The organism is Xylanibacter oryzae DSM 17970, from assembly GCF_000585355.1.
Taxonomy (GTDB): Bacteria; Bacteroidota; Bacteroidia; order Bacteroidales; family Bacteroidaceae; genus Prevotella; species Prevotella oryzae.
Genome location: NZ_KK073873.1, coordinates 2279484 through 2291889, shown reverse-complemented (window position 1 = coordinate 2291889; position 12406 = coordinate 2279484). Strand labels below are relative to the sequence as shown.

The following is a 12406-nucleotide window of genomic DNA, read 5'->3' as shown; positions in this document are numbered from 1 at the left end:
TATCTACTCTGTTGGCTTAATAAACTTACCGTAAAGAAATCCTCCTAGTCCGGCTATTATTATTATATAAATAGGTGATACTCCAAGGGCCCAGATTGCTAATGTGCTTGCTATAGGAATCCAGAAGTTGCTCCATCCGATATTAGCACTCTTTGCTAGATTGAAAGTAGGTACAGCAATGAGAGCAACAACAGCAGGGCGGATTCCATGGAATATTGCTGCGATAACTTTGTTGTCTTGAAAATGATGAAAAAACATCGCTACTAAAAGAACTATGAGAAAAGAAGGTAAGGCTGTACCGATGCCTGTACATAATGCGCCACGTGTTTTCTTTAATTTATATCCTATGAAAACACTTATATTAATGGTAAAAGCACCGGGACAACTTTGTGATACAGAAATAAGGTCACAAAAAGTTTTCTTGTCTATCCATTTATTCTTATCTACAATTTCTGATTCAATAACTGGTATCATGGCATGTCCACCACCAAAGGTGAACATGCCAATCTTAAAGAATGTCTTAAATGATTTCCAATAAAAATTGTCCATCCAATTATTTCATTTTTCCTTCAATCCATTTGCGTGCATTTACAAATGCCTCAATCCAAGGTGTTACCTCATCATTGAGATGGTCTGCCGGATACCATGCGCTCTGCCATGGGAATATGGCTCGCTCAAGATGTGGCATCATTGCCAGATGACGTCCGTCTGTACTACAAATACCTGCTACATTATAGTCTGAACCATTAGGATTACCAGGATACTCGCTATAGTTGTATTTTGCTATGACATTGTATTTGTCTTCTGATTCTGGCAAAGAGAACTTTCCTTCTCCGTGGGCAACCCAGAGACCTAGTTTGTTATCACTAAGACTTCCAAACATAACACTATTGTTTTTAGGAATAGTGATACCAACAAATTTACTCTCAAACTTATGTGACTCATTGTGAAGCATGCGTGCGCGGTTCTTATGCTCAGGGTTTAATAGGTTGAGTTCAACCATTAATTGGCAACCGTTACATATTCCTAAAGAAAGTGTATCTTTACGTGCATAGAATTTGTCAAGCGCTTCTTTCGCTTTAGGATTGAATAAGAAGGCTCCAGCCCATCCCTTAGCAGAACCAAGGACGTCAGAATTAGAGAATCCTCCGCAAAAGACGATCATTGATATGTCTTCTAATGTTTCGCGGCCGCTTATGAGGTCGGTCATCATTACGTCTTTTACATCAAATCCTGCAAGATACAGAGAATAAGCCATTTCACGCTCTCCATTGGTTCCTTTCTCACGGATGATAGCAGCTTTTATGCCACTTGCTGTACGACGGTCTGGTGATATCCCATATTCAGTGAATTTTCCTGTGAAGTCTTTGTTAAACTTCATATCCATTGGTTGTTTCTTGTAGTTTTCGTAGCGTTTCTTTGCACATCCGTTCATACTTTGTTTCTGATCAAGCAGGTAAGATGTCTTGTACCATACGTCGCGTAATGCATCTATGTCAAACTCGTGCTCCAATTCACCTTTCTTTATTACTATCTTTCTTATAGATGGAGTAGGGTAACCGATTTTAGCAAATCCGACACCTGCATCTTCCATAAATTTTATGAATTCTTCTTTATGTGTATCTGATACCTGTATGATAACACCTGGATTCTCAGCTAATAATATTTTTACGATATCGTCTCCTACTAAATCATGCAGGTTGATATGCATACCACCATCTACATTAGCAAAGCACATTTCAAGTAAAGTAGTAATCATACCACCTGCACTTATATCATGGCCAGCCATGATCCATTCGCGATTAATCATTTCTTGAATAGCATTGAATGCGTCTACAAAGTAATCAGGGTTCTTAACAGTAGGAACATCATCACCAATCTTGCCCATGCTTTGTGCAAATGCACTGCCACCTAATCTTTGATCATCAAATGAGAAATCAATGTGGTATATAGAAGAATTTTTGTCGTTAACCAATACAGGTGATACGACCTTTTTCACATCGCTTACCTCACCGCCACTGGTTACTATTACTGTTCCGGGGCTTATTAGTTTTTCTCCACTAGGATATTGCTGGCTCATTGAGAGAGAGTCTTTACCTGTAGGAACATTGACATTGATTGCACAGCAGAAATCGCTAAGCGCCTTTACTGCACTGTATAGACGTGCGTCTTCTCCTTCTTGTGAACGGCAAGGCCACATCCAGTTGGCTGATAGGCTGAGACTATTCAATCCCTCAGCTAGTGGTGCCCATACTATGTTCGTAAGTGACTCTGCGACTGATAATACAGAACCTGCTTCAGGTGATGCAAGACCGGCCTGAGGTGCATGACCTAAAGCAGTAGCAATACCTTTCTCTCCACGATAGTCGAGCGCCACGACACCGCAATCGCTTAAAGGTAACTGTATTTGACCTTGACATTGCTGGCGGGCTACTTTTCCTGTTACGCTTCGGTCAACTTTATTTGTCAACCAGTCTTTGCATGCTACAGCTTCTAACTGAAGTACTCTATTTATATATTCATCAAGTTTGTCTTGAGTATAACTTACATTTTCATAATGACGTTCAACCGTCTTGTCTATCATATAAGTCTTTGGCGAATGTCCAAACATCTGAGCAACATCCAAATCAAATGGTTTAATTCCATCACCTTGCACAAAAGAAAAGTGGGAATCACCAGTCGTCTCGCCTACAACATATAACGGAGCACGTTCGCGCTCAGCTATTTTACTTACGTGCTCAATGTGTTTTTCGTCAATCAGAAGACCCATACGCTCCTGACTTTCGTTGGCTATAATTTCTTTAGAAGAAAGTGTCTTATCACCGATAGGCAATTTCGTCATATCAATTTCCCCACCACATTCTTCAACTAGTTCAGAAAGACAGTTTACGTGACCTGCTGAACCATGATCATGAATACTCACTACAGGATTATTATCCTCTTCGCATAGTGCACGTACTAGATTATAAGCACGTTTCTGCATTTCAGGATTGGCACGCTGTACTGCATTCAGCTCGATTCCATTAGAGTAACGACCTGTGTCAACGCTTGAAACGCTACCACCGCCAAGCCCGATACGATAGTTGTCTCCACCTACAACAACTACTTTATTGCCGGTTTGTGGTTCTTTTTTAAGACAATCGCGCTTTGTTCCATATCCAACACCACCTGCAAGCATGATGACTTTATCGTAAGCATAAGTCTCTTCACCTTCTTTGTGTTCAAATGTAAGTACCGAACCGGTAATAAGTGGCTGACCAAATTTGTTTCCGAAATCAGAAGCACCGTTTGATGCTTTAATAAGAATCTGTTCTGGAGTCTGATACAACCATTTACGTACAGGTAGAATGTCCTCCCAGTCGCGGCCACCATTAAGGCGAGGATAAGAAGTCATGTATACAGCTGTACCAGCAATAGGCCATGAACCTACACCACCACCCATACGGTCGCGAATTTCACCTCCAGTACCGGTAGCTGCACCATTGAAGGGTTCAACTGTAGTAGGGAAATTATGAGTTTCTGCCTTTAAAGAGATAACGCTTTCTACATCTTTGATACGAAAGTAATCAGATGTAGACTGATCTGCAGGTGCAAACTGTTCTATGACGGGACCTTGGGCAAAAGCCACATTATCTTTATATGCACTAAGTATCTTATTTGGATTCTCTTTTGTAGTCTTCTTTATCATAGAAAACAGTGAAGACTCCATTTCTTTTCCATCTATAACGAATACGCCACCGAAAATCTTATGTCGACAATGCTCTGAATTGATCTGTGCGAAACCGAAAATTTCAGAATCTGTAAGAGAACGGTTAAGTTGCTTCTCAATAGTGTGCAGATAGTCCATCTCTTCCTTTGATAGAGCTAAGCCTTCCTCCTCGTTATATTTTTCAAGGTCTTCTACATGCTTTATTGGTTCCGGTTTGTGGTTTACGGTAAAAATCTGTTGGTCAAGACCATCATACATACGTTGTAACATAGGGTCGTGATCAGCATCCTTAGTCTTTACAGGGAAATACTCTTCTATACGCAAAATGCCGTGGAGACTCATATTCTGTGTTATCTCTACGGCATTTGTACTCCAAGGAGTAATCATTTCACGGCGCGGACCGACGAAGTAACCTTCTATCTTGTCGCCATTTTCAAGCTTCGCGTCACCGTAAAGCCAACAAAGTTCATTCGTCTCGTCCTGATTCAGCTGATGGTCAGTTTCTGTTGCTATCACGCTGTCAGATGGAGTCCTAAAAAAAAGAATCATACCTTATTTATTTATAATATGTTATGAAATATGTTGCAAAGGTACTGTAATTTGCGATAAATACAAAATAAAAAGAGAAGTTTATATTTTTTTATTCTACGTCTCCAAAAGGAAGTGTTATAACAAATTTACAACCTTTGTTATAGTCTTTATCCAGTATAACTATTCCTCCCATTTGTTCTATAATATACCTGCATGCAGTAAGACCAAGACCGGTACCAGAAGTAAAGCTATCTAGTTTTACAAATTTATCAAATACAATTTCTGCTTTTTCTATTGGGATGCCAGGACCAGTATCCATTACGCTTAATATCATTTTTTCCCCATCTTTACTGCTTTCACAATGCATATGTATGTATCCTTTTTTAGTAAATTTGCATGCATTTGTAAGTATTTTACCTATTGATATAAGTAAGTCGTGTTTATTAGCTATTAGGTTCTTGCTGTCGGGTATGTCAGATGAAAATATTAATTCAACATGCTCATTTTTATTGTCTTTGATATTAAACAAAGCCTCTTTGCAGAATGTATTGCAATTTATTTGTTCCTTTTCGACTATTTTTGCATTACTCTTTAATGACGATAATTCTAGTATGTTATCTATTATATCTGTTAGTTTTTTGACATTGTCTGTAATCTTGAAAGACATGCTCTTTCTAGTATCATGATCAATATCTATAGAATCAGTTGCCATTATCTGCGTGAAACCAGAAATTGTATTAAGTGGAGTTCGAATCTCGTGGCTCATATTCTCAATGAATTCAACTTTCATCTTTTCAGATGCTTCAGCTTGTTCTCTTGCTAATTTTAGTTCTTCGTTTTTGCAGTTTAATTTTTTTAATTCATGTTTCTTTCTAATAAATAAATAATGTAGAAGAACAATCATTAATAGGAGAAAGAACGTAAATCCTGAATAGGTAATATTCCTTATCTTATTTTGCATCTCTTGCCGTTCCTTTTGCATCTTGGCCTTGTCCATTTCTTGTGTTATGGCTATAAAATCCTCATTGTCTGCTACAGCTCTTGATGACTCTTCATATTGATACATCTTTTCCATTTCTTTTAGAGCCTTGTCACTGTCGCCCATTTTTTTGTATATGTAATACCGAATATGATGCTTATCAATTTCTTCTGCAATATATTTAGTTAGGTACAATGCTTTGTCGTAATTTTTGTCAAAGTACTGTCTGATTACTTCTAGATATGATGTCCATTCAGGAACAATGTATTTCTTATTGTATCTTTCTATGTACTTACATTTTTTATAATATTCATAGAACTTTTCATTGTTATCTGTAGTAAGTCCTAAATAACATTCTTGTGAATAGCAGTCAAATTTTGCAGTCCAGTCTGTTTCTTTGTCTATAGATAAGTTTAATAGACTATCTGCTATTTCTGGTTCTGTTTCAATATACAATGTCGCTAATCTGTTATATAAAGGTGCTAACCTCTCTTTATTGTGAAATTGCTTCATTAAATTAATGCTTTCAGTATAATATTTTTTCGCCAATTTATTATCTTTACTTATTTCATATATTATTCCGAGATCATATGACGACAATGCTTGTCCATATTTGTTATTTGAATTTAATGCGTCTATCCTCATTTTGCCAACTTCAGAAATGGCACGGTGTAAATTTTTTACATTAACGTAAAAAATGACTTCATTACACCAAATACGGTAAAATTTATCTTTTTCACCTTTTTGTATATATATGTTTTTAAGTTTTTCTGCAACAGGGAAAAAAGATTTAGCATCATTATCCCCAAAGTATTTTAAGTATTTATCTGTAAGAATGTCTTCTCTATATTCTACCTTTGTATTGCTTTCAGAATAGCTTTTTTCATACCAGGCAATTACTAGTGTCAATAAAAATAGAATTGTTATATATGGTGTCTTCATTTTTAGCATTTTAAATTTTGGGATGCAAATTTAGCAATATTTTATTTTGTTTATTAAACTGATATAAGATTTTATATTTATTTAAGTTCGATCAACTTAACTTTTTTTGTTTTGGCGCGTCTTATATCCAGTATAATGTTTAATTTTGCATTTTAACATCAAGTAAAAAGAATATGAAAAAGAATTATTTAGTAATATCCCTTTTTTTAGGGGCAATGCTTCTAAGCAGTTGCGCAAGCAAAAAGGATTTAGTTAATCTTCAGAACGAAAACAAAAGTCTGAATAGCAATTATCAGGATTCCAAAGAACAATTGGCAGCAAGTCGTTCACGTGTAACCAGTCTTGAAGAGCAGTTGGCACAGGAAAAAAGAAATAATCAGGTGCTAAAGTCATCATATGATGCGCTTCAGGGTTCTCTTGATAAGAGTTTGCAATCTAATAATCAGACAAGTGTAAACATTTCAAAATTAGTTGATGAGATAAATGCTTCTAATGCATTTATTAAGAGACTAGTAGAGGCAAAGTCTAAGTCTGATTCATTAAATTTAGCTCTTTCAAACAAACTTACGCGTTCTCTTAATACTGATGAGTTGAAAGAGGTTGATGTACAGGTTTTAAAAGGTGTAGTTTATATATCTTTGGCAGACAATATGCTTTATAAGAGTGGATCTTATGAAATAAATGATCGTGCAGCTGAAACATTAAGTAAAATAGCAAAGATAATAAAGGACTATAAGGACTACGATGTGCTAGTTGAAGGTAATACTGATAATGTTCCTATCTCACGTACAAATATAAGAAATAACTGGGACTTAAGTGCCTTACGTGCTTCAAGCGTAGTACAGTGCCTGCAAAATCAATATGGCGTAGAACCAAGACGTTTGTCAGCTGCTGGCCGTGGTGAGTATAATCCTGTAACGACAAATGATACTGAAGTAGGAAAACAGCGTAATCGCCGTACACAAATTATCATAACTCCTAAACTTGATCAGTTTATGGATCTAATTGATAAAGCTCCAGAAGGAAATAAATAACTTTAAGTTAATTTTTATGCAAGGCGGGTCATTTGACCCGCCTTTTTTTATTTTATTTTATTAAATTATTCATCAAAAGTATTGCGTAATAGTTTCATGTAGAGAATCTAGTTAATTGTAATTTATAATATTAAAGCAAAATGATAGTATTTAACGGCTAAATTAGACAAAAAGAGAATAGATTCAATAAAAATGTGATTTATTTGCGATTTTATTTGCTTTTATATTAATTTTTATTTATTTTTGCGCTTTGACGAAAATTTTAAGTTATGAACTATTAAAAGAGAGTTTTATGGAGAAAAAACTAACAATGATTTTAGCTTGCTTATTCCTATCAATAGGAATGGCAATGGCACAAACAAAAATCACTGGTACTGTTATCTTTCAGGAAGATGGTGAACCTGTGATAGGGGCGTCCGTTTTCGTACAGGGAACAAAAACAGGCACAGTGACAGACGTAGATGGGAAATTTACATTGGAAGTTCCTACTAACAAAAGGCTTGTAATAAGTTATGTTGGTATGGAGAGTCAGACAGTTCTTGCAAAAGCGGGAATTAAAGTTGCGTTAAAATCGAGTACATCTCTTAATGAGGTAGTCGTTACAGGTATGCAAAAGTTGGATAAAAGACTTTTTACAGGTTCAACAACAAAAATTGATGCTGAGGCTGCAAAAATAGATGGTCTGCCAGACATCAGTCGTTCTCTTGAAGGCCGTGCAGCAGGAGTTTCTGTACAAAATGTATCGGGAACATTTGGAACTGCACCTAAAATTAGAGTACGTGGTGCTACTTCTATTTATGGTAGTTCAAAACCTTTATGGGTCGTAGATGGTGTAATAATGGAAGATGTTGTAGATGTAAGTGCAGATGCTTTGTCATCTGGAGATGCGAACACGCTTATTAGTTCTGCAATTGCCGGACTAAACTCGGATGATATTGAGAGTTTTCAGATATTGAAAGATGGTTCAGCTACATCTATCTACGGAGCAAGAGCAATGGCAGGTGTTATTGTAGTAACAACCAAAAAGGGTAAAGCAGGACAGGCTCATATCAATTATACAGGTGAGTACACAATGCGTCTTATTCCCAGTTATAGTACCTTTAATATAATGAATTCTCAGGACCAGATGTCTGTATATCAAGAATTACAACAGAAGGGATACCTGAATTACGCAGAGACAGCTAATGCTGCTAATAGTGGTGTCTATGGCAAAATGTATCAATTGTTGAGCCAATATGATGCAACTTCTGGTCAGTTTGGCATAGCAAATACAGTTGATGCAAAGGCTGCTTACCTTCGCGCTGCTGAATACAGAAATACCAATTGGTTTAATGAATTGTTCTCGAATGCAATTCAGAGCAATCATTCAGTAAGCATCTCTGCAGGTACAGATAAGGCACAATATTATGCATCTGTTAGTGTAATGTACGACCCGGGATGGACAAAACAGAGTTCTGTACAGCGTTACACGGCAAATTTTAATTCTACATTTAATATATCAAATAAGTTGACCTTCAATGTTATTAGCAATGCTTCATACCGTAAACAGAAGGCACCAGGAACTTTGAGCAGTACAACAGACCCCGTATCTGGTAAAGTGAACCGCGCATTTGATATAAATCCATATTCTTATGCATTGAACACATCACGTGTATTAGACCCTGATGAATATTATACTAGAAATTACGCACCATTCAATATTTTCCATGAATTGGAAACTAACTATATAGACCTTAATGTTAATGATTTCCGTATTCAAGGTAAGTTGTCTTATAAGCCAATTTCTAAAGTGGAAATTAGTGCCCTTGGTGCTGTAAAATATTCAGCTACATCACAAGAACATAATATTCTTGATGATTCTAATGAGGCACAAGCTTACAGAGCAATGGGAACATCTACTATAAGAAAAGATAATAATTATCTGTATACTGACCCTGATAATATTTACGCATTGCCTATAACTGTTTTACCAGACGGAGGTATTTATGACCGTACAGACAATAGAATGCTTGGATATGATTTCAGAGCTGCTGTTAACTATAATGATGTCTACAACGAAGACCATATAGTTAATTTGTATGGTGGTATGGAGACCAATAGTGTAGACCGCCATAGTTCATGGTTCCGTGGTTGGGGTATGCAGTATAGTCTAGGCGAGGTCCCTTCATATGCTTATGAAGTATTCAAGAAAGGTTCAGAACAAAATACTAATTATTATTCAATGACCAATAACTATGAGCGTAGCGCAGCCTTTTTTGGCAACGGTACATACTCATATAAAGGACGTTATATACTTAACGGAACAATCCGATATGAAGGTACTAATAAATTAGGTAAAAGCCGCTCTGCACGTTGGTTGCCTACATGGAATGTTGCAGGTGCATGGAATGTACATGAAGAGAACTTCTTCAAATCATTTGAGCCAGTCCTTTCACATTTGACATTGAAGTTATCTTATTCATTGACAGCCGATAGAGGTCCGTCGAATGTAACCAATTCACGAACAGTTATAAAAAGTGATAGTCCATGGCGTCCATCAGCAAGTTTAAAAGAAACTGAGTTGTATGTTGATGAATTTGAGAATTCAGACTTGACTTATGAGAAAAAGCATGAGCTGAACTTTGGTCTTGATGCAGGATTCCTTGACAATCGTCTTAATATGAGTCTTGATTTGTATTCTCGTAGAAATTACGATTTGATAGGATTGACAACTACGGAAGGTGTAACTACACAAATAAACAGATTTGCAAATATCGCATCAATGAAATCAAATGGTTTGGAACTTACCATATCATCAGTAAACATAAAGAATAAGGATTTCTCATGGGAAACGAACTTCATATATTCGCATACTCATAATGAAGTTACAAAACTTAAGACATCCATGCGTGTAATAGACCTTGTTTCTGGAACCGGATTTGCGCAAGAAGGATATCCTGTACGTGGAATATTCTCAATACCATTTAAAGGATTAAACTCTGAAGGATTGCCAACATTCCTTGATCAGGATGGAAATATATCAACTACGGGAATTAATTTTCAGGAAAGCGATCCTGCAAAACTTAAGTTCCTAAAATATTCAGGAAATGTAGACCCTACTGATATAGGTAGTTTGGGTAATATGTTCAGGTACAAAGGATTTTCACTTAATGTCTTTATCACTTATTCATTTGGTAATGTAGTAAGATTAGATCCTGTATTCTCTAATAAATATGATGATCTGACATCTACACCAAAAGAATTCGTTAACAGATGGGAAGTGGCTGGGAATGAAAACAAAACAAATATCCCTGTAATCTCAAGTAAAGTACAGAATAAAAATGATACTAATCTTAGTTACGCATATAATGCATACAACTATTCTGATGCACGTATAGCAAAGGGCGATTTTATCAGAATGAAAGAAATATCTATTGGATATGATTTTCCTAAAAGCTTTATAGAATCATTGAAAATAAACAACTTGTCTCTCAAATTACAAGCAACAAACTTGTTCTTAATTTATGCTGATAAGAAATTGAACGGGCAAGATCCTGAATTCTTTAATACAGGTGGTGTTGCCGTTCCTGTACCTAAGCAGTTTACACTTACTTTAAAATTAGGAATCTAAAATACGCGTATATATGAAAAAAAATAATATATTCAAATTAATGGCATCGGGTGCGCTTGTACTGTCAATGGCATCTTGCGACAGTTACTTGGACAAATTGCCTGATAATAGAACTGATATAAATACAGAGACGAAAGTTCAGGAGCTTTTGACTTCTGCTTATCCTCATAACGATTATTTGAAGATAGCAGAGTTCATGTCTGATAATGTTGATAACATGGGCGAAAATAATCCTAATACATCACGTTTTTTAGACCAGTTGTATGCATGGAAAGATGTTACTGAAAGTGACAATGAAGATAACGAAAGTTTATGGGAAAGCTCAAATAAAGCTATCGGTACTGCAAATGTGGTTTTGCAGGATATAGAAAACATGGGTGGAGCAACTACTACTACATTAAAGAATGCCAAAGCGGAAGCGCTTTTGTGCCGTGCTTATAACTATTTCATATTGACTAATATATTCTGTATGAATTATAATAGTAGTACAAGTTCCAAAGACCTTGGAGTTCCTTATGTAACAGAGCCGTCTACTACTGTTGGTTCTGATTATGACCGTGGAACGGTAGCAGACGATTATGAAAAAATGGATAAAGATATACAAGAGGCTCTACCTTTAGTTGGAGATTCTTATTATACAGTTCCAAAATATCATTTTAATCAGAGAGCAGCTTACGCATTTGCATGTAGATTCTATTTATATTATGAGAAATGGGACAAAGCTATAGAATATGCTAATAAATGCCTTGGCACACAAGCAAAGACAATGCTTCGTGATTGGTCTTATATGGGTAGTATGACTGCAGATGAAAAGGCTTGGTCTTTACATTATATAGATGCTTCTCTTAGTTGTAATTTGTTATTAATGACAGGCAATTCTTCTATGGGACTTGATTTCGGCGCTTATTATTACGAGTCAAAGTATTCTCATAATAACTATCTGGCAAAAAATGAAGATGCAATGGCAAATAATATTTGGGGTAATGACTCTAAGTTCTATTATAGAATGGAAGTTTACCAAGGCACAAATCTGGATAAAACATTGATGATAAAACTTCCATATCTTTTTGAGGAAACAGATGCAATCGCAAAAACAGGATTGTATCATACTGTTTATCCTGCATTTACAGCAGATGAATGCCTGCTTAATAGAGCAGAAGCATATATCATGATGAAACAATATGATAAGGCATGCGGGGATTTGAATACATGGTTGCATAATTTTACAGCTTCTAATTTTATAATAACTCCAGACAATGTCAATTCTTTTTATAAGAGTGTCGCGTATGCTACTGGTCTTAATTCAACGATAAAAAAACATTTGCATCCTTCATTTACAATAGATGCGGAAGGAAGTGTACAAGAATCTATGTTGCAATTAGTACTTGGAATACGACGCATAGAGACTTTGCATGAAGGACTTAGATGGTTTGATGTTAAGCGATATGGCATTAATATTGTTCGCAGAACAATGGGCGCAGACGGAAACCCGGCCTTAGTCACAGATTCTCTGACAACTGCTGATCAAAGAAGAGCTGTTCAACTGCCAACCAAAGTAATACAAGCAGGTATGAAAGCAAATCCTCGTGCAAAACAATAAT

At 36.1% G+C, this 12406-nt stretch carries 6 protein-coding genes; 3 read left to right on the top strand and 3 right to left on the bottom strand.

Features of this window, described 5'->3' with window-relative positions; all coding sequences use genetic code 11:
* Window positions 1-3 precede the first annotated feature (3 nt).
* The 3 genes from XYLOR_RS09290 to XYLOR_RS09280 form a co-directional block, all read right to left on the bottom strand.
* Entirely contained in the window at window positions 4-549 is a 546-nt protein-coding gene (locus tag XYLOR_RS09290) for a chromate transporter (protein WP_036878751.1), read from the bottom strand.
* Between the two features lie 4 nt (window positions 550-553).
* Complete coding sequence (gene purL / locus XYLOR_RS09285; RefSeq protein ID WP_036878749.1) at window positions 554-4258, bottom strand: phosphoribosylformylglycinamidine synthase; 3705 nt, start codon at window positions 4256-4258, stop codon at window positions 554-556.
* A gap of 91 nt (window positions 4259-4349) precedes the next feature.
* The gene (locus tag XYLOR_RS09280) at window positions 4350-6161 is read right to left on the bottom strand and encodes a sensor histidine kinase (protein ID WP_036878747.1); all 1812 of its coding nucleotides are present in this window, start codon (window positions 6159-6161) and stop codon (window positions 4350-4352) included.
* Between the two features lie 173 nt (window positions 6162-6334).
* Here XYLOR_RS09280 and XYLOR_RS09275 point away from each other — a divergent pair, with 173 nt between their 5' ends.
* From XYLOR_RS09275 to XYLOR_RS09265, 3 genes are all read left to right on the top strand, one after another.
* Complete coding sequence (locus XYLOR_RS09275) at window positions 6335-7195, top strand: OmpA/MotB family protein (RefSeq protein WP_036878745.1); 861 nt, start codon at window positions 6335-6337, stop codon at window positions 7193-7195.
* 292 nt (window positions 7196-7487) lie between these two features.
* Window positions 7488-10805: a SusC/RagA family TonB-linked outer membrane protein gene (locus XYLOR_RS09270; RefSeq protein WP_036880983.1), complete on the top strand. Its 3318-nt coding sequence runs from the start codon at window positions 7488-7490 to the stop codon at window positions 10803-10805.
* A gap of 13 nt (window positions 10806-10818) precedes the next feature.
* Window positions 10819-12405: a RagB/SusD family nutrient uptake outer membrane protein gene (locus XYLOR_RS09265; protein ID WP_036878743.1), complete on the top strand. Its 1587-nt coding sequence runs from the start codon at window positions 10819-10821 to the stop codon at window positions 12403-12405.
* The last annotated feature ends 1 nt before the right edge of the window (window position 12406 follow it).

Bases quoted from the DNA above. Each gene is read 5' to 3' on its own strand.
- XYLOR_RS09290 (WP_036878751.1), bottom strand. From the start codon at position 549: ATGGACAATTTTTATTGGAAATCATTTAAGACATTCTTTAAGATTGGC.
- purL (WP_036878749.1), bottom strand. From the start codon at position 4,258: ATGATTCTTTTTTTTAGGACTCCATCTGACAGCGTGATAGCAACAGAA.
- XYLOR_RS09280 (WP_036878747.1), bottom strand. From the start codon at position 6,161: ATGAAGACACCATATATAACAATTCTATTTTTATTGACACTAGTAATT.
- XYLOR_RS09275 (WP_036878745.1), top strand. From the start codon at position 6,335: ATGAAAAAGAATTATTTAGTAATATCCCTTTTTTTAGGGGCAATGCTT.
- XYLOR_RS09270 (WP_036880983.1), top strand. From the start codon at position 7,488: ATGGAGAAAAAACTAACAATGATTTTAGCTTGCTTATTCCTATCAATA.
- XYLOR_RS09265 (WP_036878743.1), top strand. From the start codon at position 10,819: ATGAAAAAAAATAATATATTCAAATTAATGGCATCGGGTGCGCTTGTA.